Here is a 21387-nt window from a genome sequence, read left to right as displayed (position 1 = left end):
GCGGGCAATGTCATCAAATCGCCCAGCGTTTACCGATTGGTATCAAGTCGCCCCTAGGGTCATGCGCCATCAAAGACCGTCGGCGCGGGGCCGGCGGCGCGGGCTCGCTTCGGGGACACGGGATGGACAGCATAGGGGGGGCACGGATCGCGGTCGATCATCTGACCGCCGTACCCGTCGACTCCATCGAAGACCAATTGCGCGCGCTGCGCCGCGAGCGTGACGCGTTGCGCCGCGAAAACCGCATCCTCAAGATCGCGGTCGCCGAGCTCGAACGCGTGTCGGAGCGCGACACGCTGACCCCGCTGTTCAACCGCCGCTATTTCCTGACCGCGATCCACCAGCGCATCGCGCGCTTCGAGCGCCACGCCGAAAGCGCCGCGGTGGTGTTCGCCGACGTCAACCAGCTCAAATATATCAACGACAGCTATGGCCATGCCGCGGGCGACTTCGCGCTGATCCAGATCGCCGAGCGGCTGCTCGCCTCGATCCGCTCGACCGATGTTGCGGCGCGCATCGGCGGCGACGAATTCGGGCTGATCCTCGACCAGTCGACCGAGGCCGGCGCACGCACGCAGGTCGAGCGACTGTGCGAGGTGCTGAGTGTCGCGCTCGGCGATCTATGACGGGCGCGAAATCACCCTGTCGGCCTGTTTCGGAATCGCCATGCTCCAGCCCGGCATGACCGAATCGGACATCCTCGCCGCCGCCGACCGCGACATGTACCGCCACAAGCAGGGACAGGATCGCCCGACCGGCCATCGCTAACCTGCTGTTAACCAAATGAGCGCATCGTCCAACCCGGAATAGTGGGGGTGTTCGATGCTGCATCATTACGACCCGAGCCAGGATATCCAGAGCCGCATTACCGGGCAGATCGGGGCGCTCGCCGAAGCGCTGCCGCATTGCGCGCTGACGCGGATCGTCCAAGGGATCGACGACATCCGCTGCCTCGCGCGCGACAATGGTTTCGCGGCGGTCGAGACGCTGGCGAGCCAGCTGGAATCGGCCGTCGCCGCGGGCGGGCATCGCGCCGCCATCCTGACCTACCTCGACGCGATGAGCGACGCCGCGAGCGCACCGCGCGGGCCCATGGCGCCGGCGGTGCAGGAGGCCTGGCTGGCGTCGGTCGCGATGCGCCTCGGGCATTGATCCCCGAATTACAGGATTGATCTCCGATGGATGCCATCATGCTCGCGCTCGTCGCGGTGGCGCTGGCCAATGCCGATGGGCGGACGGGCATCCTGCTGTCGCGGCTCCTCGCGGCGCGCGACGACCGGCGTGCCACCTTCGGCCTCGCGGTCGGTGCTTTCGTGATCAACGCCGTGATTGCCGCGACCGCCGGTTCGATCGCCAACCGGATGATCGGACAGGGTGTCGTCCTGTTGCTCGTCGCTCTCGCCATGCTGTCGGCGGCGGCGGCACTCGCGTGGCATGGCTAGGCCGGCGTCGACCGGTGAACGCCCGCTCGCGGCGCCCCTGCCCCTGCTTGGCGCGCGAATGCTGCTGGGCCAGTTCGGCGACCGCAGCCATTTCCTGATCGGCGCGCTCGCCGCGACGAGCGGCGCGGGGCATTGGGCGGCGGCGGGGGGGCTGGCCGGATGGATACTCGCGATGCTGCCCTTCCTCGCCTTTGGCCCCGATCTCGCCGGGCGGCTGGCGGCGAGGATCGCGCGCTGGCTCGGCGTCGTGATTCTCGCAATCTGGGGCCTGCGTAGCGGCCTCGCGGCCTTCGGTATGCTCGGTCAATAGCTCGCCATTAATCGGTTTTTCCGATCAAGCTGCGCGAAACGCTGCATGGGCAAGTCCGCGCGAGCGGTCCTATATCGGCGGGAACAGGAAAGGAAGGTCCCATGCCCGACCATAATCAGCTCGGCCGTAGCCGACGCGCTCAACACGCTGCTCGCCGACAGTTTCGCTCTCTATCTGAAGACAAAAAATTATCACTGGCACGTCCAGGGTCCGCGCTTTCGCGAGTTGCACCTGCTGTTCGACGAACAGGCGACGCAGATCCTGGCGACCACCGACCTGATCGCCGAGCGCGTGCGCAAGAATGGCGCCGTCACGCTGCGCTCGATCGGCGACATCGGGCGGCGCCAGTCGATCAAGGACGACGATGCCCCCGCGGTCGATGCCGACACGATGGTCAAGACGCTCGCCGCCGACAACCGGACGCTGCTCGCGCAGCTCAAGGAGGTCAAGGCGGCGGCCGAAAAGGCCGGCGATATCGCGACCAGCGGCCTGGTCGACGGCTGGGCCGACGAGACCGAGCAGCGCATCTGGTTTCTGGAGGCGACGGCGGGTTATTGAGCCGGGGATCGGCGGGTTTCGGGCGGGATCGCCTATTGCAGAGCGTCACGCCCGTTCCCCCAACGGACAGCGCCGCGTGCTTATGTCACATCCGATTCGCATTCCTCGCATGCGATGACCTCGACGATCATGTCGCCGGGCTGCAGCGCCTGCGTTTCCTTTTCCCAGAAGCCATAGGGCCTGCCGCCGCGATAGATGCGCAGGCCGCGGCCGCCGCTGGCCAGCTGGTCGAGGCTGCGGCCGATTTCCTCGGCGCTGATCGGGCGTTCGCGCAACTGGACCTTGCCGCCGGCCGCGGCGAGGTCGGCCATATAGTCCGCGACATGTTCGCCCTGCGCCGACCCCGCAAGCAGCAACCCGGTGAAGCTGACCGGGTTGATGACGTTGTTCGCGCCCGCCTGACGCGCGAGCAGCTCATTGTCCTTGGCGCGGACCACGACGCTGATCGGCACCTCCGGTGCGAGGTGACGGACGGTGAGCACGATCAGGATCGAGCTGTCGTCGCGGCCCGCCGACACCAGGACGCTGCGCGCCTTGGCGATCTGGACGTCGATCAGCGTATCGTCGTTCGAGGCATCGCCCTGCAGCACGTTGCAGCCCGCGGCTTCGGCCGCCTGGATGCGCGGGCCCGACTGGTCGATCACGACGATGCAGGTGGGGTCGGTGCCGCGCGCGATCAGTTCATGCACGGCCTCCGCGCCGCTGGTGCCGTAACCGAGCACGACGATATGATCGGTGAGCTTTTCCTGGATGCGGGCCATTTTCCATTTTTCCCATGTGCGCTTGATGGCGAACTGATACGCCGTGCCGACGAAGATGAAGAGGACGGCGATGCGGATCGGCGTCACGATCACGGCTTCCATGAAACGCGCGCTGTCCGATTTCGGCACGATGTCGCCGAAGCCGGTCGTGGTGACCGAAATCATCGTGAAATAGACGACGTCGAGAAAGCTGATATGGCCGTCGATCTGATCGACCAGTCCGTCGCGCCCGGTCCAGTGAATCGCGACGACGATCGCGATCAGGAAGAAGGCGAGGCCGAGGCGGGCGAGGATGTCGGCCCAGATCGGCCATTTGCTCGCGCGCTTGAGCGGGCGGAAGATGTGCGGCAGGTGCAGCTTGTCGGCGGATTTCCTGCTCATCGGGCGGGCAACTGCTTGAGCGGGTCGATGGGGATGCGGTTCTTGCGGAGCTGAAAATGGAGCTGCGGAATCTGCACCTGCCCGCTGGCGCCGGCAAGGCCGATGACGTCGCCCGCCCTGACCGCCTGACCGCGCCGGACGTCGATCTGCTGGGCGTGACCATAGGCGCTGACCCAGCCGCCGCCATGGTCGATCAGGATCAGCCCGCCATAGACCGCGATCTGGTCGCCGGCATAGGAGACGACGCCGTCGGCGGTGGCGTGGATCGGGGTGCCCGCGGACGCCGCGATATTGATGCCGTCATTGACCTTGCCCGGCGCGAGCGGGCCGAATTTGGCGATGACCTTGCCCGGCAGCGGCCAGACGAAGCGGCCGCTGAAGCGGCTCGGCGTCGCGATGGCGGCGGTGACCGGTCCCCGCGGTGCGGCCGCGGCGGCGGCGGGCGCCTTGTCGGCGGCGAGCGCCGGCTGGCTGCCGGTCGCGATATCGTCGATGTCGAGGGTGAAGGCCGCGGCGCGCGCCGCGATGTCGACCTGTCCGGGGGTCAGCGGACGCGCATTGACGGGCAGGCGGAGGCGCTGGCCGACGCGCAGGATATAGGGTTCGGTCAGGGCGTTGATCGTGACGATCTCGCCCCAGTCGGCGCCATAGGCATTGGCGATGCCGATACCGGTCTCGCCCGCCGCGACGCGGTGATAGAGGCCGGCGGGAATGCGCAGCCGCTGACCGGGGACGAGCGTGTAGGGCGGGACGAGGTCGTTTTCGAGCGCGATCGCCTCCGACCCCGCGCCGCTCATCTCGCCGATCGCGCGCAGCGTGTCGCCGCGGCGGACGGTGTAGCTGGCGGCGGCGATGGTGACCGCGTTGGCCGTCACCGGCTTCAGCGTCCAGGTCGGCTGGCTGTCGCCGCCCGATACATTGTCATGGGCGAGGTCGGCGTTGGCCGGCCGCCGGGGCGGCGGTGGCGGGCGGGGCGGGACGGGGCGGCGGCGCCGAGGCGGGGATGCAGGCGGCGAGCGGCGCCGTCAGCAGCAGGATGGTGAATATGCGGCGCCGGTCCCCCATGCGCCTTATCTGCCAAAGCCTTGCGTGCTTTACCAGCCCGTCACGACGTGCCGGCGTGCGGCGGCGCGTCCGACACCTTCATCGCCTGGCCGGGGAAGGGCGCGACGAGCGCGCGCGCGTCCTTCCAGTCGGCGGCGAGCCAGCGTTCGTGCGCCCCGGCCGAGCAGGATCACCGGCATCGCGCCCGGATGATGGTGCGCCACGAGCCGGTTGGGGTCGGTCGCGAGCATCGCGAAGTGCGGGATTTCGTCGGCGAAGCGGACGATGCCCGCGAAGGCGAAGATCGGCGGGCCGGCGAGCGAGAACCAATGTTGCGTCTTCGCACCCTCGGGCCCCGACCAGGCCGCAAAGCTGGTCGCGGGGATCAGGCAGCGCAGTTCGGCATGGCGCAGCGTGCCGATCCAGAAGGGGCTGTCGAGGTTGCGGACGCTGGTGACGGGTCGATCGCCGCGCGGCGGCGGGGGCACGCCCCAGAACATCGGGCGCAGGCGGCGGCGCCCTTCGGGCTTGCCGTCGCCGACGACGATCGGGGCGGGACGGCCCGGCGCGACATAGCCGCCCGGCCAAGGATCGCCGCCCGCATCGGCGCGAAAGGCCGCCGCGACATCGGCGGCGGGGGCGTCGAGGCGGTAGAGACGGGTCATCGGGCTAGTAATCGGATGCCGTCAAGGCATTTGCAAACACAGGTTGGTGGCTTTCGGGCGTCAGGGTCCTGACCCCAATGGGCATCAAATCTTCCCAGTGGCCGCAGGCCATGAGCGGGGGACGACCGCCGCAGGCGGTGGTGGAGGGGGCAAAAGGTCGCACGACACCCGACCGCGCCAGCCCCTCCGCCGGTGGCTGCGCCGCTGCCGCCGCCATCTTCAACGAAAAAGGGCGGCCCCAGGGCCGCCCTTTCCTTTATCCGCTGCGGACCGAAATCAGTCCTGCGCCGGCTGCAGGTTCACCGCGGCGAATTTGCCGCGATCGTCGACTTCGATGTCGAAGGCGACGCGGTCGCCTTCCTCGAGGCCGGTCATGCCCGCGCGCTGCACCGCGCTGATGTGGACAAAGGCGTCGGCCTGTCCGTCGTCGCGGGCGATGAAGCCGAAGCCCTTGGTGGTGTTGAAGAATTTCACCGTGCCCGAGGTGCGCTCGCCGGTCAGCTGGCGCCGGCCGCGGGCGCCGCCCGGACGGTCGCCGCCACCGAAGCCGCCGCCACGGTCGTCGCGGCGCGGCGGGTGATCCTCGATCGGGAGCGGTTCGCCCTCGATCTTCAGGTCGATCGCCGACACCTTGCCGTTGCGTTCGACGAGGGTGAAGCCGAGCGGCTGGCCCGAGGCCAGGCCCTGCAGCCCCGCCTGTTCGACGGCGCTGATGTGCACGAACACATCCTCGCCGCCGTCGTCGCGCGCGACGAAGCCGAACCCCTTCGACGGGTTGAAGAATTTGACGGTGCCCTGACCCTCGCCGACGACCTGCGCCGGCATGCCGCCGCCGCGTCCGCCGCCGAAGCCGCCACCACCGGCCCGGTCGCCGCCACCGAAGCCGCCGCCACGATCGCCGCCGCCGAATCGGTCACCGCCGAAACCGCCCCCACGGTCCCGGTCGCCGAAGCCGCCGCGTCCGCCGCCATAGCTGTCGCCGCTATAGGGCGCGGGCTCAAAGCTGTCGAAACCGCCGAAATCATCGCGCTTGCCACGTCCGCGGTGGCCGCGCCGATCCTTGTTGAAACTCATTGTCTGATAGTCGCTTTCGGTCGTCCACGCTCCGTCATACCGGCTCCTTGCGCCGGACGGAGACGCAGTTCACCATGGGCACAGACTCGCCCCGTGCCGCTAACGGCGCAATATATAACCTAAATGCGAACGTCCTGCGAACAGAAAATTCAAGGGGCCCGTCGCGATGCGGGCAGCATCCGTCGCGCGCTTCCGGCACCCCCGTACCATGCGCGAAACCAGTCATTGAGCAGCAAGGCCGCTTCGCCTAAGGCGTCGGGGATGAGTGTCTATTTCCATGAAGAAGATCTGCCCGCGGACGCGCTGGGCCCGGGACCGGTCGCGGTCGATACCGAAACGATGGGGCTGAACCCGCTGCGCGACCGGCTTTGTCTTGTCCAGATCAGCGACGGGTCGGGCGACGAGCATCTGGTGCGCTTCGGCCCCGGCAGCGCCTATGATGCGCCGGTGCTGAAGGCGATATTGGCAGATCCCAACCGGTTGAAACTGTTTCATTTCGCGCGCTTCGACATCGCCGCCCTGCAGCACGCGCTGGGCGTCGTGACCGCCCCCGTCTATTGCACCAAGATCGCCTCGCGGCTGGTGCGCACCTATACCGACCGCCATGGCCTCAAGGAACTGGTGCGCGAATTGCTGGGGCAGGATGTGTCGAAACAGCAGCAGTCGAGCGACTGGGGCGCCGCGACGCTGACCGACGCGCAGCGCGACTATGCCGCGAGCGACGTCCGTTTCCTGCACGCGATGAAGGACATCCTCGACGCCCGGCTGGTGCGCGAGGGGCGCATGGAACTGGCGCAGGCCTGTTTCGATTTCCTGCCGACGCGTGCCGCGCTCGACCTCGCGGGCTGGCCCGAGATCGACATCTTCGCGCATAGTTGACGGGACCGATTCGCGATGTCCGCCCGCGCCGATCATGACCGCACGATGCGCCAGCTGTGGGCGGCCACCGGGTCGAACCACGACCGCGTCGTCCGCGTCCTGCGTTTCGGCCTGCCGCTCGTCATCGGCGTGGTCGCCGCGGTGCTGATCTTCTCGCCCTTCACCCAGCGCGCCGAGGTCAGCTTCCTGCTCGCCAAGGACAAGGTCGAGGTCGCGAAGGAGCGGATGCGCGTCACCCGCGCCGAATATCGCGGTCAGGACGCCAAGGGCCAGCCCTTCGCGCTGATCGCCGGGAGCGCGGTGCAGAAAAGCTCGGCCGAGCCGATCGTGCGGATGGAGCATCTGTCGGGCGCGATCAACCTGGCCGACGGTCCCGCGACGATCGCGGCGGTGGCGGGGCAATATAATATGGACACCGAACAGGTCGCGGTGCCCGGCGCGGTGCGCGTGCGCAGCGCCGACGGCTACCGGATCGACGCGAGCAACGTCGCGATCGACCTCAAGACCCGCAGCCTGCTGGGTCGCGGCGGCGTCACGGGTACATTGAATATCGGCAATTTTTCGGCCAACACGCTGTCGGCCGACCTCGACAGCCGGATCGTCCGCCTGTCGGGCAATGCGAAGCTGCGCATCAACCAGGGAGTGCTGAAATGAGTGCAACGCCGCGCCTGTGGGGCGCCCGCAGCCTGCTGTTGGCGGGCGCGAGCTTCGCGCTCACCAGCCTCGCGATCCTGTCGGGCGGCCAGGGCGGTGCGCCGGCGCAGGCGCAGGCGCTCGCCAACCACAACAGCAATGCCCCGGTCGATTTCGACGCCGGCAGCATCGAGGTGCAGGACCGCGCCGACCGCGTCATCCTGGCGGGCGGGGTGCGCGTGACGCAGGCGGGAATGACCGTCACCTCGCAGCGCATGACCGTCGCCTACAGCCGGTCGGGCGGCACCGACGTCAACCGGCTCGACGCGACCGGCGGCGTCGTGGTGACCAAGGGCGACGAACGCGCGTCGGGCAATGTCGCGATCTACGACCTCGACCGGCGGCTGATCACGATGGTCGGCAATGTCCAGCTGACCCAGCGCGGCAACCGCCTGAACGGCGGGCGGCTGGTGATCGACCTCAACAGCGGCCGCGCGACGGTCGACGGCCGCGGCGCGACGAGGGGGCCGGACGGCAATGTCGTGCCGGGCAGCGGCGGGCGCGTCACCGGCACCTTCACGGTACCGGAAAGAAAGCAGTAACCAGGCGGCTTAGCCGAAAGATAAGCATAAGCTGCAAAGAGTCGCGCAGGGACCGGATCACCTGCGGCACGGGGGCGAGGCCGCATCGAAAAGGCAGGCCCCGTCCCATGCGTTTTTCCCCCATCGTCACCCCGCGCCGCCCGCTGTTCGGGCGCCGCGCCGCCAATCCCGACAAGCCGGACCTGCTCGGCCCGACGAGCGAGGAACGGCGGCTGATCGACCGTCTGCTGCGGCGCGCGGGCTATCGCGATTCGCGGTAGCGAGGAATTTTCGCGCGAGGGCGCGAAGAAGAAGTTTCGCACGAAGCCACAAAGCCACAAAGGAGCTTTTCTCTTGTCCGTTCGTGCTGAGCTTGTCGAAGCACCGTCCTTTCCTTGGAGGCCATGAAGAAAAGAATGGCCCTTCGACAAGCTCAGGGCAAACGGCGGCTGAGAAGCACCCCTTTGTGGCTTTGTGGCTTCGTGCGAGTCTGTCTTTTGTTTCTTCGCGCCTTTGCGCGAGACTAAAATGGCGCTCCGCTCCAAGGTCTAGCCAACCCCGCTTGGCGTCGCGCCGCGGCCTCCCTACATAGGCCGTCCATGCCGCCCGATACGCAAACTTCCGCCGAGGCGGCCCGCGAACCGCCCGTCCTCGCGACGCTGCGGCGATTCCTTCCCTATCTGTGGCCCGCGGGGCAGACCGGACACAAGGTCCGCATCGCCCTCGCCGCGCTGATCGTGCTCGCGTCGAAGGGCGTGCAGCTGTCGATGGGTTTCCTCTATGGCGCCGCGATCGACCGCATGGCGCCGGGGATGGAGGAGGGCGTCGCGCTCGCGATCGGGCTGGTGCTCGCCTATGCCGGCGCGCGCTTCGCCTCGGTCCTGTTCGACAATCTGCGCAACGTCGTGTTCGAACGCGTCGGGCAGGATGCGACGCGCGAGCTGGCGATCGCGACCTTCACCCATCTGCACGCGCTGAGCCTGCGCTTTCACCTCGCGCGGCGCACCGGCGAGGTCACCAAGGTGATCGAGCGCGGGACCAAGAGCATCGACACGATGCTCTATTTCCTGCTGTTCAACATCGCGCCGACGATCGTCGAGCTCGCCGCGGTGCTGATCATCTTCTGGACCAAATTCAGCTTCGGCCTCGCCGACGCGACGGCGCTGATGGTGATCGTCTATATCGTCTTCACGCGGCGGGTGACCGACTGGCGCAACGCGCTGCGCGTCCGCATGAACGACCTCGACACCCTCACCGTCGGGCGCAGCGTCGACAGCCTGCTCAATTACGAGACGGTCAAATATTTCGGCGCCGAGGAGCGCGAGGCGGCACGCTACCGCGACGTCGCCGACCAATATGCGCGCGCTGCGGTGAAGAGCGAGAACAGCCTCGCCTGGCTCAACATCGGGCAGAGCTTCATCACCAACACGGCGATGGCGGGAGCGATGGCCTACACCGTGTGGGGCTGGTCGAAGGGCGCGTTCGCGGTCGGCGACGTGGTGCTGGTGAACACGCTGCTCGCGCAGCTCTTCCGCCCGCTCGACATGCTCGGCATGGTCTATCGCGTGATCCGCCAGGGGCTGATCGACATGGAGGCGATGTTCCGCCTGATCGACACCCCGCCCGAGATCGCCGACGCGCCCGACGCGTGGCCGCTGGTGGTGAACGGCGGCGCGGTGGCGTTCGACAATGTGGTGTTCGGTTACGAGCCCGACCGCACGATTTTGAACGGCGTGAGCTTCGCGGTGGCAGCGGGCGAGACGCTGGCGATCGTCGGGCCGTCGGGCGCGGGCAAGTCGACGATCGCGCGGCTTCTCTTCCGCTTCTACGACCCGCAGGGCGGGCGGATCACCATCGACGATCAGGATATTGCGCAGGTGACGCAGGCCAGCCTGCGCGCCGAGATCGGCATCGTCCCGCAGGACACGGTGCTGTTCAACGACAGCATCGGTTACAATATCGCCTATGGCCGCGACGGCGCGAGCGCCGAGGCGATCGCTGCGGCGGCGAAGGGCGCCGCGATCGACGCCTTCATCGCGCTGCTGCCGCAGGGCTATGACACCGAGGTCGGCGAGCGCGGGCTCAAGCTGTCGGGCGGCGAGAAACAGCGCGTCGCCATCGCGCGCACCCTGCTCAAGAATCCGCCGATCCTGATCCTGGACGAAGCGACGAGCGCGCTCGACAGCCGCACCGAGGCGGCGATCCAGGCGACGCTCGAGCGCATCGCCGAGCGCCGCACGACCTTGGTGATCGCGCACCGTCTGTCGACGGTGACGGGCGCCGACCGGATCATCGTGCTCGACAAGGGCCGGGTGGCGGAAACCGGGACGCACGAGCAACTGCTCAGGATGCGCGGCCTTTATGCAGACATGTGGGCGCGGCAGCAGGCCGAGCGCGAGGAGGGGACGGTCTAGGGACGGCTCTCGTCGGCGGTGATCAGATGCTTCGATGCCCGGACATGATAGGGTTCGAGATCGGTCGGGAGCGCGTGCGGCACGGGACTGCTGTTCGCATTGCAGGTCACATCGACCCGGTCGAGATTGCCCGCTGCGTCGACCGACAGCATGATTTCGAGCTGCCGGTCGGTCGTCACCAGAAAATCGGCGCTGAACACCACGCCGCCCTGCTTCGACTTTCGGACTAGCGGAGGCGTGCCGGGCCGAACGCATATGCTGAAGCTGTTGCAGCCGCATTCGCAGAACTCCGCCAGTTCGGCGCCCTCGAATTGCCGGGCCAGCAGCTCGGCATTGGGATAACCGCACCGCGCGATAACGAAATCGCGCCAATAGGCGGCCTGTTCGGGTCCGTTCGGCATTGGCTGATGCTATTCCCGGCGAGGTCGAAGGGCAATCGCAACAAAATTGGTTGTGTTACTTGACCCCCCGCGCCCGCGCCCCCTAGGCAGGACCTATGCCGCACGACACCACTCTGATCGGCACCGTGGTCGCCGGCCTCGGCGTCGCTTTCCTGATGGGGGCGCTTGCGCATCGGCTGAAGATTTCGCCGATCGCGGGCTATCTGCTCGCGGGCGTGCTCGTCGGGCCCTTCACGCCGGGCTTCGTCGCCGACACGGGACTGGCGATGCAGCTTGCCGAGATCGGGGTGATCCTGCTGATGTTCGGCGTCGGGCTGCATTTCTCGCTGAAGGACCTCTTGTCGGTGCGCAACATCGCGGTGCCCGGCGCGGTGCTGCAGATCGCGGTGGCGACCGCGCTCGGCATGATGCTCGGCCTGTGGCTCGGCTGGTCGGTCGAGGGCAGCGCGGTCTTCGGCCTCGCGCTGTCGGTCGCCTCGACCGTCGTGCTGCTGCGCGCGCTGCAGGCGCGCGACATGGTCGAGACCGAAAAGGGGCGCATCGCGGTCGGCTGGCTGATCGTCGAGGACCTCGTCATGGTGCTGGCGCTGGTGCTGCTGCCCGCGATGTTCGGGTCGCGCGGCGACGAGGCGAACGGCGCGGGGCTGCTGCAATCGGCGGCGATCGTGTCCGTCAAGGTCGTCGGCTTCGCCGCCTTCATGTTCCTGATCGCGCGGCGCGTGCTGCCCTGGGTGCTGCACTGGGTCGCGCATTCGGGATCGCGCGAACTGTTCCGCCTGTCGGTGCTGGCGATCGCGCTGGGGGTCGCCTTCGGCGCGGCGGTGGTGTTCGATGTGAGCTTCGCATTAGGCGCCTTCTTTGCCGGCATGATCCTCGGCGAAACGCAATTGTCGCGCCGCGCGGCGGAGGAGACGCTGCCGCTGCGCGACGCCTTTGCGGTGCTCTTCTTCGTGTCGGTCGGCATGCTCTTCGACCCCACCGTGATCGTCGAACAGCCGGGGCCGGTGATCGCGACAGTCGCGATCATCGTTTTCGGCAAGTCGCTCGCCGCCTATGCGCTCGTCCGCGCCTTCGGCCATCCGAACCAGACCGCGCTCACCGTGTCGGTCAGCCTGGCGCAGATCGGCGAATTCTCCTTCATCCTCGCGGGGCTGGGCGTCGGGCTCGAGGTGCTGCCCGAAACCGGGCGCGATCTGATCCTCGCGGGCGCCCTGCTGTCGATCCTGGTCAATCCGATCTTCTTCACGCTGATGGTCAAGCGCATCCGCGCCGAACAGCCCATTGCGGATGAGAAGAGCGAGCCCGAAGCGGTGGCCGAGACGTGCAATGCGGGGGTGGTGCTGATCGGCTATGGCCGCGTCGGCAGCCATATCGGCTCGCTGATCTGCGGCCGCGGCGAGGGGCTGACGGTGATCGAGGACCAGAAGGACATGGCGGCGGCGGCGCGGGCGGCGGGCGCGACGGTGATCGTCGGCGACGCGACCAAGGAAAGCATCTTGCGGCAGGCGGGGCTCGAGGAGGCCTCGACGCTGCTGATCGCGATCCCCGAGGGGGTCGAGGCGGGAGCGATCGTGCGGCGCGCGCGGGCGATCAACGCGAAGCTGCTGATCGTCGCGCGCGCGCATTCGGACGAGGAGGTGAATGACCTCGTCCGCCATGGCGCCGACCATGTCGTGATGGCCGAGCGCGAGACCGCGTCGCGCATGGCCGAACGGGCGATGCTGGCGCGGGCATGAAAGCCCCCTACCCTCTAGGGGAGGGGTTGGGGTGGGGCCTGCGATGTGGCGCATGGTTTCTGGGCCCCACCCGCTGCGACTAACGAACAAGTTCGCAAGTCTCGCTGCCCTCCCCTGAAGGGGAGGGCTTGAGTTTGGTGCCCCATCCGCCCTATCGCCCCACCATGTCCGCCGACGCGCTCCTCCCGCTCCTCAAATCGACCTTCGGTTTCGACCATTTTCGCGGGAAACAGGCCGATGTCGTCGATCGCGTCATGGCGGGGCAGCGCACGCTCGCGGTGATGCCCACCGGCGCCAGCAAGTCTTTGACCTATCAGCTGCCCGCCGTCGCGCTCGACGGCTGCGTCGTCGTCGTGTCGCCGCTGATCGCGCTGATGCACGACCAGCTGCGCGGCGCGCGAGCGGCGGGGATTCGCGCGGCGTCGCTGACCAGCGTCGATGCCGATTTCGCCGATACGCGGCAGGCCTATCGCGACGGCGCGCTCGACCTTCTCTACATCGCGCCCGAGCGCGCGACGGGCGAGGGGTTCCGCTCGCTGATGGAGGCGCGCGCGCCCGCGCTGTTCGCGATCGACGAAGCGCATTGCGTCAGCGAATGGGGGCATGATTTTCGTCCCGACTATCGCCTGCTGCGGCCGCTGCTCGACGCCTTTCCGGCGGTGCCCCGGCTCGCCCTGACGGCAACCGCCGACAAGCACACGCGCGAGGATATCCTGCTCCAGCTCGGCATCCCGGCCGAGGGGCTGGTGCTCGCGGGCTTCGACCGGCCGAACATCCGGTATCGGGTGACACCGCGCGTCAGCCCGGCGAAGCAGCTTGCCGATTTCATCGCCGCCAATCCGGGGCCGGGCATCGTCTATTGCCCGACGCGCGACGGGACCGAGCGCATCGCGGAGCGGCTGGCGGCGGCAACCGGGCGCCGCGTCGCCGCCTATCACGCCGGTCTCGACCCGGAGCGGCGCGCGGCGGTGCAGCGCGACTTCGTCGCGTCGGAGGACGGCATCGTCACCGCGACCGTCGCCTTCGGCATGGGGATCGACAAGCCCGACGTGCGCTTCGTCGCCCACGCCGGCCTGCCCAAGTCGATCGAGGCCTATTATCAGGAAACGGGGCGCGGCGGTCGCGACGGCGACCCCGCCGAAACGCTGATGCTGTGGGGCGCCGACGATTTCGCGCGCGCGCGGATGCGGCTGTCCGAACTGCCCGAGGCGCGCGTCGCGGGCGAACGTGCGCGGCTCAATGCGATGGCGGCGCTGGTCGAGACGAGCGAATGCCGCCGCGCGCTGCTGCTCCGCCATTTTGGCGAGACCCCGCCCGAGCGGTGCGGCAATTGCGACAATTGCCTTGAACCCCCGGCGCAGATCGACGCGACGGTGCTGGCGCAGAAACTGCTCTCCGCTGTCTATCGCACCGGGCAGAGCTTTGGCGCGGGGCATGTCGAGGCGGTTCTGACCGGGCGCAGCGACGACCGCATCGCGAGCCGGGGACACGACAAGCTCTCGGTCTTCGGCATCGTCGGCGGCGAGGAGGCGCGGCTCATCAAGCCGCTGGTGCGCACCCTCGTCGCGCGCGAGGCGCTGGAGACGACTGAACATGGCGGGCTGATGTTCGGCCCCGCCGCGCGCGCGATGATGAAGGGCGAGGTGCCGGTGCTGATCGCCGAACCGCCGGCGCGGCGCACGCGGCGCGAGCGCGGAGGCACGGGCGCCGCGGCGAACCCGGTCGGCGATCCGCTGTTCGACGCGCTCCGGGCCACCCGGCGCGAACTCGCCGCCGAGGCGGGGGTGCCGCCCTATGTCGTGTTCCACGACGCGGTGCTGCGCGCGATGGCGAGCGAGCGGCCCGACAGCCTGCACGCGATGGGGACGATCCCGGGGGTCGGCGCGAAGAAGCTCGAGGCATGGGGCGACGCGTTCCTGGCGGTGATCCGGCAGTTTTGAACAGGGTTTCGCGCAAAGACGCAAAGACGCGAAGAGGAAGGATAATCGCACACAAAGGCACGAAGGCACAAAGACGGGGATATTGTCGTCCGATCTGCAAGGATCGCGCGAAGCGCCATTATGGATAGTCGCCTGCGGCGACGAAGCTCTCGCCGAACTTCCAGAACCCCTTTGTGCCTTCGTGCCTTTGTGTGAGACCCCTTTTTTCTTCCTTCTTTGCGTCTTTGCGCGAAATATTTGATCCCGCGCCTTCCGCCCAAACTGTCGCCCGATTGACAGCGCTCCGCGCCCGCCGCATGAGCGGGCCCGGGTCGCGGCCTTCGGAGCCTGCCATGCTGCGCCATGCCCTGCCGCTGATCCCCGCCCTGTTGTTCGCCATCCCCACAGCCGCGCAGGAGGCGCCGCCGCCGCTCATGCTGGAGGCGGCGATGCGCTGCGGCGTGCTCAACAGCTTGATGGGGGTGCTCGAAGAGGGGGACGCCGAAAAGAACCGCGTGCGCAACGCCATCGCGCTGACCTGGTTCAGCCTCGGCAGCGATGTGCGCGATGTCGACGAGGCGGCGCGTCAGGCCATATTCGACCGCGTCCACAATGAGGAGGGCGAGGCGGTGGTCGCGCTGCCCGCCGAGGGCGATGCGCGCGCGGCGCATCTGCTGAAGCGGCTCGATGCCTGCGACAAGCTCAAGGATGCGCATGACCCCGACTATCGCGCGATGGCCGAGCTTCTGGCCACCGCCGACGCCGCGCAATTTGCGGACGATGCCGCGCTGTCGCGGCAGGGCCGGGAGCCGCCGCCGATCCCGGAGAAGAGCCTGACATTCCCGGGCGGCTGGTCGTTTCAGTCGAAATATGATTTTTGTACCGCCAGACGGTCGCTTGGCCGCGACACCGAACTGGTGCTCGGTTTCAACAATTTCGGCGATGGGCATATCGTGGTCAAGAGCAAGGGGCTTCCCCGCTTCGACGAGGAGACGGAAGGCGATATGTTCGAGCCGCACAACCGCGGGTTCAGGCTGGTCGATACCCCCGATGGCGATGTGGTCCCGGCATTTGCCGAGGGCGTGACCGCCGAAAATTATCCGGGAACCGCGATGATCGTCGATGCGGCCTTCCCGATCCCCTTTTTCAACGGCAGCACGAACGAGGATGACGGGGTCAGCAGCTATCTCTTCGGCGCCAACCAGCGCCTGTTCTGGCCGCTGCTGAAGGCGGGCCGGACGGCGTCGATCGTGATCGTCGGCAAAAGCCGGTACCGGCTGTCGCTGACCGAGAGTCCGGAACTCTGGGCCGAGATGCAGGAGTGTATCGACCAATATCCCGACGGTTGACCTTCATGCTTGTCAGCACCGCCCCATCGGCATTAGACCGCCGCCATGAGCGATTTTCGACCCCTGACCGACGCCTATAGCGTCGCCCCGCAAATCTCGATCGAGGATATCGCCGCCGCCAAGGCCGCGGGTTTCGCGATGATCGTCAACAACCGTCCCGATGGCGAGGAGCCCTCGGCGCCGCAGGGCGAGGCGATCGCGCACGCCGCCGCCGCCGAGGGGCTGGCCTATGCCGCCATCCCGATCGGCCATGCGGGCTTCAGCCATGCGCAGATCGACGCGCTCGACGCGGTGCTGGCGGGGGCGACCGGACCCGTGCTCGCCTATTGCCGGTCGGGCACGCGGTCGACGCATCTGTGGGCGCTGACGCGCGCGCGCGCGGGCGACGATGTGGATGCGCTGTGCGACGCGGCGGCGAAGGCGGGTTACGACCTGTCGGGGCTGCGGCCGATGATGGATGCGCTCGCGGGGGAAAGATGACGATTGCCGATTTGATCCAGCTCGGCGTTTCGCTGGCCGCCGTGCTGTTCGTCGCGTGGCTCGTCGGCAGGATGGGACTCGGCGCCGATCCGCGGATCGCGGACGATGCCCAGGCGATCCGCCTTGCCGAAGAGGCCGAGGCGGGGTTTCGCGGCACCGAGGTCGCGCGCGACCGGGCGGGGTTCGCGGCGCTCGTCCGCAATGCCGAAGGGCGGATGATGCTGGTGCGCGCGCACGGCAATCATTTCGCGGCGCGGCCCGTGGACCCGCAGATGATGGCGCGGCTCGACAAGGATTTCCTGACCCTGATCCCGGCCGAGCGCAGCTTCGGCGCAGTGACGCTCAATCTGGGCAAGGACGCGGGCGCATGGGCGGCGCGGATGCGGAGCCTGACCCATGGATAAGCTCCCCGATCCGGTCGTCTATGCGGTGCCCGCCTTCATCCTGCTGCTGATCGCCGAGATGGTCTATTCGCTGCGCAAGGACAGAAGCCGCTACGAGGCGCGCGACACGTTGACCTCACTGATGCTCGGCACGGTCAGCCAGGTCGCGGGCGCGCTTGTCGGCGCGGCGGTGGTCGGCATGTCGGTGTGGGTGTACCAGTACCGGCTGTTCGACATCGGGATCGAATTCCGCACCTGGTGGTGGGCGTGGATCCTCTGCTTCTTCCTCGACGATCTCGCCTATTATGTCTTCCACCGCAGCGCCCACCGCGTGCGCTGGTTCTGGGCGAGCCATGTCATCCACCATTCGAGCCAGCATTATAATCTGTCGACCGCGCTGCGGCAGACCTGGACCGGCTTTTTCAGCCTGACTTTCCTGTTCCGCCTGCCCTTGTTCCTGATCGGCTTTCCGCCCGCGATGGTGTTCTTCTGCGCCGGGCTGAATCTCATCTATCAGTTCTGGATCCATACCGAGGCGATCGGGCGGATGCCGCGCTGGTTCGAGGCGGTAATGAACACGCCGTCGCATCACCGTGTCCATCATGGCGTCAACCCGCGCTATCTCGACGCGAACTATGCTCGGCGTCTTCATCATCTGGGACCGGATGTTCGGCAGCTTCGTCGCCGAGCGCGACGACGAGCCGGTGCGCTACGGCATCGTCAAGCAACTCGGCAGCTTCAACATCCTATGGGCCGCGGTCCACGAATGGGTCGGCATCGCGAAGGACGTCTGGCACGCGCCGTGGCGGCACAAACTCTCCTATATGTGGCGCGAGCCGGGCTGGAGCCACGACGGCAGCCGCGCGACGAGCGCGATGATCAAGGAACGCTGGGCGGCGGCATCGGGTGCAGCAGCCGATGCTTCTGACGTCATTGCGAGCGAAGCGAAGCAATCTAGGGCGGCCTGAAACCGCTCTGGATTGCTTCGCCCGGCGTTGCCGGGCTCGCAATGACGAATGTTTGAACGCTTGCCACACCCCCTAATGACATTCATGTAAGCACCCGGACGACCGCCGCGCAGGCGGCGCGAGGGGAGCGGTACATGGATCAGTTCGACATCATCGTCATCGGCGGCGGCAGCGCGGGGAGCGCGGCGGCGGGGCGGCTCGCCGAAGACGGCAAGCGGACCGTGTGCCTCGTCGAGGCGGGCGGGACGAACGACATCGTTCGCGTGAAGACGCCGGGCTTCATGCCCTTCATCCCCAAGGCGTCGAACTATCGGTACGACACCGTCCCGCAAAAGGGGCTGAACGGCCGCACCGGATATCAGCCGCGCGGGCGCGGGCTCGGCGGGTCGAGCGCGATCAACGCGATGGTCTATATCCGGGGGCACGCCTTCGACTACGACCAATGGGAGTCGCTCGGCGCGACCGGCTGGAGCTATGCCGACGTGCTGCCCTGGTTCAAACGCAGCGAGGGCAATGAGCGCGGGGCCGACGATTATCACGGCGCCGACGGGCCGCTCAATGTCATGGACCAGCGCTGCCCCAATGTGACGAGCCGCCGCTTCATCGAGAGCGCGGCGTCGCTGCAACTGCCGCGCACCGCCGATTTCAACGGCGCGCAGCAGGAAGGCTTTGGCCTCTATCAGACGACGCAGAAGGCGGGCGAGCGCTGGTCGGCGTCGCGCGCCTATGTCGAACCGCTGCGCGGCCGCGCCAATTTCGACATCCGCACGGGCGCCCTCGTCGAGAAGATATTGGTCGACGATGGCCGCGCGGCCGGGGTGGTGATCCGGCGCGGAAGAAGCCGCGAGACGCTGCGCGCCCGCGGCGGGGTGATCCTGTCGGCGGGGGCGTTCGGCAGCCCGCAGATATTGATGCTGTCGGGCATCGGACCCGCGGCCCATCTGCGCGAGCATGGCATCGCCGTCGTCGCCGACCGCGCCGCGGTGGGCGCCGATCTGCAGGACCATATCGACTATGTGTCGAGCTGGGAGACGCGCTCGACCGATCCGTTCGGCGACAGCCTGGGCGGGACGTGGCGGATGGTGAAGGCGATCGTCGAACATCGGCTGAAACGCACCGGCATCATGACGACCTGTTTCGCCGAAGCGGGCGGCTTCTGGAAATCGCATCCCGACCTGCCCGCGCCCGACGTGCAATATCATTTCGTGCCCGCGATGCTCGAGGATCATGGACGCGCCAAGGTGAAGGGGCATGGCTTTTCGTGCCACGCCTGCGTGCTCAGGCCCGAGAGCCGGGGGACGGTGCGGCTCGCATCGCGCGATGCCGCGGCGGCGCCCGCGATCGACCCCGGCTTCCTGACCGACGAGCGCGACATGGTCACCCTGCGGGCGGGGGTGCGGATGATGCACCGCATCGCCGCCGCGCCGCCGTTGTCGGACTATGCCGGCGCCGACCGGCACCCGGTCGACCTGACCGACGATGCCGCGCTCGACGCGCTGATCCGCAGCCGCGCCGATACCGTCTATCATCCCGTGGGCACGTGCCGGATGGGCAGCGATGCCGATGCGGTGGTCGATCCGGCGCTGAAGGCGAAGGGGATCGACGGGCTGTGGGTGGCCGATGCCAGCATCATGCCGCGGCTGGTATCGGGAAATACCAACGCGCCCAGCATCATGATCGGCGAGCGCGTGGCGGATTTCGTGAAGGCGGCGTTGGCCTGACCGCTCCCCGGCGAAAGCCGGGGCCCAGGGCGCTGGCGCGACGTTGCATGGGCCCCGGCTTTCGCCGGGGAACGCTAAGCGCAAGCCTCCGCCAGCACCCGCCCGTTCCCCGTCAGCCCGTAAAGGCTGCTCGGCGGGCGGGTATCGATCACCTCGCGCCGCACCAGCCCATGCCTGCCCAGCGCCGTCAGCCCCTGCGACAGTGCGCGGGGCGTCGCGGGCGCAAGCAGCCGCGACAGGGCGTTGAAGCGGTCGTGCCCCGCGCCGATGCCGGCGACCAGCGGCAGCCCCCAGCGCGTCCCCGCGCCGGGCGGCAGGCCGAGCGCCGCCTGCGCGCCGGCTGATCGTCGCGGCGCGCAGCGCGGCCCCCGTGCCCGCCTCGGTCAGGATATATTCGGGGCGCAGCGGATGACCGTGACCGGGGTTGCGCTGCACCCAGCCGATCGCCGCCGCGGCATCGAGCGTGCGTGCCAGGCTGTCGCGGGGCAGTGCCAACCGGTTCACCAGTTCGACGAAGCGCGCCCCGCGATGCGCCGCGAGGTCGGCGAGCAGCGGCACGAGCCAGCGATGGCTGGTCAACTGGGCGAGCAGCGGATCGGGCATGCTTGACGGCATTTGCTAGTAACTATACAAACCGGACTATAGATGCAAGCGCACTGGAGCTTCGGCTGCGATTCGTGAGGCATCGTCATTGCGAGGAGCCCCGGACTTGATCCGGGGCGACGCGGCAATCCGGAGCCCACATACCGCCCTGGATTGCCCCGTCGCTGCGCTCCTCGCAATGACGGGGTCCTTTGGGCGAAAGGGGAAATGGCATGGTGTTGAAGATCGGGTCCGAACTCACTTGTTCGATGGGCGTCAGGGACATGACGGCGTCGATCGCCTGGTACGAGCGGGTGATGCTGTGCGAGCTGCTCTACCGCGCCGACGAAATCGGCTGGTGCGAGCTCAGGACCCCGATGGCGGGGGTGAACATCGGCCTCAGCCAGGTCGAGGAGGTCGTCCAGGGCGGCGGCGCCACCAATGTGTTCGAGGTCGAGGATATCGCGGCCGCCAAGGCGCATCTCGATGCCGAGGGCGTGCGCCAGGACGGCGACATTCAGCATATCCCCGGCCTCGTCAAGCTGCTCACCTTCTATGATCCCGACGGCAACGCCTTCATGTTCTCGCAGTCCGAGCTGACGGCATGACGGCGCCGTGGTGGGCGGCGGCGGCGCTGTTCGCGCCCGCCACGCCTGCCGCCGCCGTTCCGTCGCTTGCCGCCTGGCACGGCAGCTGGATCGGTGAGGGCGAGGCCTTCAGCAGCGATTCGGTGCTGCAGCCCGACGGCAGCTGGCGTGTGTTCGCGATGCTGCAATATCGGCACAAAACAGCCGAAGAATGAGCGGCAATGGGTGCGCTCTTTATGCTGCGCAAAAAAAGAGGGCCGGGACTTGCGTCCCGGCCCAGCCTTTCAGGCTCTCCCCTCCTGAAACTCTCGAGCGCTGAATGCCATATTAATGTCATCATGGAAAGGCCTAAATTTGCATCACCACTGCCTATTTTTTGTGCGGATGCGAAGGCTGGCCGCTGCGGCGGGCGAGCAGGGCGGCCGGTCGAGCACGCGCGCATCGCATGGTGCCGGCCGCTGTCGCGCGATGACGGAATAGAGCTACCCGCCGCAGGTCAAAAAAAATGGCCGGGGACAA

Annotated in this window: 26 protein-coding genes and 1 pseudogene; 21 read left to right on the top strand and 6 right to left on the bottom strand. The window is 67.9% G+C overall.

Annotation, left to right across the window (positions count from 1 at the left end; all coding sequences use genetic code 11):
* The first annotated feature begins 122 nt into the window (after positions 1-122).
* From N0A20_RS16720 to N0A20_RS16695, 6 genes are read left to right on the top strand one after another with little or no spacing between them, the layout of a single operon-like run.
* A complete protein-coding gene (locus N0A20_RS16720; protein ID WP_260581462.1) occupies positions 123-626 on the top strand; it encodes a GGDEF domain-containing protein in 504 nt (167 codons plus the stop codon).
* Complete coding sequence (locus tag N0A20_RS16715; protein ID WP_260581461.1) at positions 604-768, top strand: hypothetical protein; 165 nt, start codon at positions 604-606, stop codon at positions 766-768. Before N0A20_RS16720 ends, N0A20_RS16715 begins: the two co-directional genes overlap by 23 nt.
* Before the next feature lie 54 nt (positions 769-822).
* Positions 823-1152, top strand: coding sequence for a hypothetical protein (locus N0A20_RS16710; protein WP_260581460.1), 330 nt, complete (start codon positions 823-825; stop codon positions 1150-1152).
* Between the two features lie 38 nt (positions 1153-1190).
* Positions 1191-1442, top strand: coding sequence for a hypothetical protein (locus N0A20_RS16705; protein WP_260581458.1), 252 nt, complete (start codon positions 1191-1193; stop codon positions 1440-1442).
* Positions 1435-1752, top strand: a complete 318-nt coding sequence (locus N0A20_RS16700; RefSeq protein ID WP_260581456.1) for a TMEM165/GDT1 family protein — start codon at positions 1435-1437, stop codon at positions 1750-1752. Before N0A20_RS16705 ends, N0A20_RS16700 begins: the two co-directional genes overlap by 8 nt.
* A 45-nt stretch (positions 1753-1797) precedes the next feature.
* Positions 1798-2310 (top strand): Dps family protein, encoded by a 513-nt coding sequence (locus tag N0A20_RS16695; protein WP_260581454.1) that lies wholly within the window; start codon positions 1798-1800, stop codon positions 2308-2310.
* An 80-nt stretch (positions 2311-2390) separates the two neighbouring features.
* On the opposite strand, the gene N0A20_RS16690 is transcribed toward N0A20_RS16695, so the two are convergent.
* From N0A20_RS16690 to N0A20_RS20280, 4 genes are all read right to left on the bottom strand, one after another.
* Entirely contained in the window at positions 2391-3452 is a 1062-nt protein-coding gene (locus N0A20_RS16690; protein WP_260581452.1) for a TrkA family potassium uptake protein, read from the bottom strand.
* Positions 3449-4327, bottom strand: coding sequence for a M23 family metallopeptidase (locus N0A20_RS16685; protein ID WP_260581451.1), 879 nt, complete (start codon positions 4325-4327; stop codon positions 3449-3451). The genes N0A20_RS16690 and N0A20_RS16685 overlap by 4 nt, the downstream gene beginning before the upstream one ends.
* Positions 4328-4546: 219 nt before the next feature.
* Positions 4547-5161: an SOS response-associated peptidase family protein gene (locus N0A20_RS16680; protein ID WP_260581449.1), complete on the bottom strand. Its 615-nt coding sequence runs from the start codon at positions 5159-5161 to the stop codon at positions 4547-4549.
* A 276-nt stretch (positions 5162-5437) separates the two neighbouring features.
* Positions 5438-6235: a cold-shock protein gene (locus N0A20_RS20280; RefSeq protein ID WP_312846559.1), complete on the bottom strand. Its 798-nt coding sequence runs from the start codon at positions 6233-6235 to the stop codon at positions 5438-5440.
* 261 nt (positions 6236-6496) lie between these two features.
* Here N0A20_RS20280 and N0A20_RS16665 point away from each other — a divergent pair, with 261 nt between their 5' ends.
* The 5 genes from N0A20_RS16665 to N0A20_RS16645 all read left to right on the top strand — a co-directional run bounded on the left by N0A20_RS16665 (position 6497) and on the right by N0A20_RS16645 (position 10742).
* A complete protein-coding gene (locus N0A20_RS16665; RefSeq protein ID WP_260581448.1) occupies positions 6497-7114 on the top strand; it encodes a ribonuclease D in 618 nt (205 codons plus the stop codon).
* Between the two features lie 15 nt (positions 7115-7129).
* Positions 7130-7768 carry an LPS export ABC transporter periplasmic protein LptC gene (lptC, locus tag N0A20_RS16660; protein WP_260581447.1) on the top strand — a complete coding sequence of 213 codons (639 nt, stop codon included), beginning with the start codon at positions 7130-7132 and terminating at the stop codon, positions 7766-7768.
* Positions 7765-8349: an LptA/OstA family protein gene (locus tag N0A20_RS16655; RefSeq protein WP_260581446.1), complete on the top strand. Its 585-nt coding sequence runs from the start codon at positions 7765-7767 to the stop codon at positions 8347-8349. Before lptC ends, N0A20_RS16655 begins: the two co-directional genes overlap by 4 nt.
* A gap of 107 nt (positions 8350-8456) precedes the next feature.
* Positions 8457-8609 carry a hypothetical protein gene (locus N0A20_RS16650; protein WP_260581445.1) on the top strand — a complete coding sequence of 51 codons (153 nt, stop codon included), beginning with the start codon at positions 8457-8459 and terminating at the stop codon, positions 8607-8609.
* A gap of 318 nt (positions 8610-8927) precedes the next feature.
* Positions 8928-10742, top strand: coding sequence for an ABC transporter ATP-binding protein/permease (locus tag N0A20_RS16645; RefSeq protein WP_260581443.1), 1815 nt, complete (start codon positions 8928-8930; stop codon positions 10740-10742).
* Here the strand turns inward: N0A20_RS16645 and N0A20_RS16640 are convergent.
* Positions 10739-11143, bottom strand: coding sequence for a hypothetical protein (locus N0A20_RS16640; RefSeq protein ID WP_260581442.1), 405 nt, complete (start codon positions 11141-11143; stop codon positions 10739-10741). The genes N0A20_RS16645 and N0A20_RS16640 overlap by 4 nt on opposite strands.
* A 95-nt stretch (positions 11144-11238) precedes the next feature.
* Here N0A20_RS16640 and ybaL point away from each other — a divergent pair, with 95 nt between their 5' ends.
* From ybaL to N0A20_RS16605, 7 genes and pseudogenes are all read left to right on the top strand, one after another.
* Entirely contained in the window at positions 11239-12879 is a 1641-nt protein-coding gene (gene ybaL, locus N0A20_RS16635) for a YbaL family putative K(+) efflux transporter (protein WP_260581441.1), read from the top strand.
* A gap of 164 nt (positions 12880-13043) precedes the next feature.
* A complete protein-coding gene (gene recQ, locus N0A20_RS16630; RefSeq protein WP_260583939.1) occupies positions 13044-14819 on the top strand; it encodes a DNA helicase RecQ in 1776 nt (591 codons plus the stop codon).
* Between the two features lie 332 nt (positions 14820-15151).
* A complete protein-coding gene (locus N0A20_RS16625) occupies positions 15152-16147 on the top strand; it encodes a hypothetical protein (RefSeq protein WP_260581440.1) in 996 nt (331 codons plus the stop codon).
* Positions 16148-16192: 45 nt separating this feature from the next.
* Positions 16193-16627: a TIGR01244 family sulfur transferase gene (locus N0A20_RS16620; RefSeq protein WP_260581439.1), complete on the top strand. Its 435-nt coding sequence runs from the start codon at positions 16193-16195 to the stop codon at positions 16625-16627.
* Positions 16624-17031 (top strand): hypothetical protein, encoded by a 408-nt coding sequence (locus N0A20_RS16615; protein ID WP_260581438.1) that lies wholly within the window; start codon positions 16624-16626, stop codon positions 17029-17031. The genes N0A20_RS16620 and N0A20_RS16615 overlap by 4 nt, the downstream gene beginning before the upstream one ends.
* A pseudogene (locus N0A20_RS16610) lies at positions 17024-17978 on the top strand (sterol desaturase family protein). The gene N0A20_RS16615 and the pseudogene N0A20_RS16610 overlap by 8 nt, the downstream one beginning before the upstream one ends.
* Before the next feature lie 134 nt (positions 17979-18112).
* Positions 18113-19699, top strand: a complete 1587-nt coding sequence (locus N0A20_RS16605) for a GMC family oxidoreductase (protein WP_260581437.1) — start codon at positions 18113-18115, stop codon at positions 19697-19699.
* A gap of 74 nt (positions 19700-19773) precedes the next feature.
* Here the strand turns inward: N0A20_RS16605 and N0A20_RS20825 are convergent, their stop codons facing one another.
* The gene (locus N0A20_RS20825; RefSeq protein ID WP_409574800.1) at positions 19774-19968 is read right to left on the bottom strand and encodes a winged helix-turn-helix transcriptional regulator; all 195 of its coding nucleotides are present in this window, start codon (positions 19966-19968) and stop codon (positions 19774-19776) included.
* Between N0A20_RS20825 and N0A20_RS16600 the strand changes: the two genes are divergently transcribed.
* The 3 genes from N0A20_RS16600 to N0A20_RS16590 all read left to right on the top strand — a co-directional run bounded on the left by N0A20_RS16600 (position 19967) and on the right by N0A20_RS16590 (position 21083).
* Positions 19967-20308, top strand: coding sequence for a hypothetical protein (locus N0A20_RS16600; protein ID WP_260581436.1), 342 nt, complete (start codon positions 19967-19969; stop codon positions 20306-20308). The genes N0A20_RS20825 and N0A20_RS16600 overlap by 2 nt on opposite strands.
* A 206-nt stretch (positions 20309-20514) precedes the next feature.
* Entirely contained in the window at positions 20515-20889 is a 375-nt protein-coding gene (locus N0A20_RS16595; RefSeq protein WP_260581430.1) for a VOC family protein, read from the top strand.
* Positions 20886-21083: a hypothetical protein gene (locus N0A20_RS16590; protein WP_260581429.1), complete on the top strand. Its 198-nt coding sequence runs from the start codon at positions 20886-20888 to the stop codon at positions 21081-21083. The genes N0A20_RS16595 and N0A20_RS16590 overlap by 4 nt, the downstream gene beginning before the upstream one ends.
* The last annotated feature ends 304 nt before the right edge of the window (positions 21084-21387 follow it).

The organism is Sphingopyxis sp. PET50 (assembly GCF_025244705.1).
GTDB lineage: Bacteria > Pseudomonadota > Alphaproteobacteria > Sphingomonadales > Sphingomonadaceae > Sphingopyxis.
The sequence above is the reverse complement of the archived record's forward strand: the minus strand, read 5'-3'. Positions and strand labels throughout refer to the sequence as shown.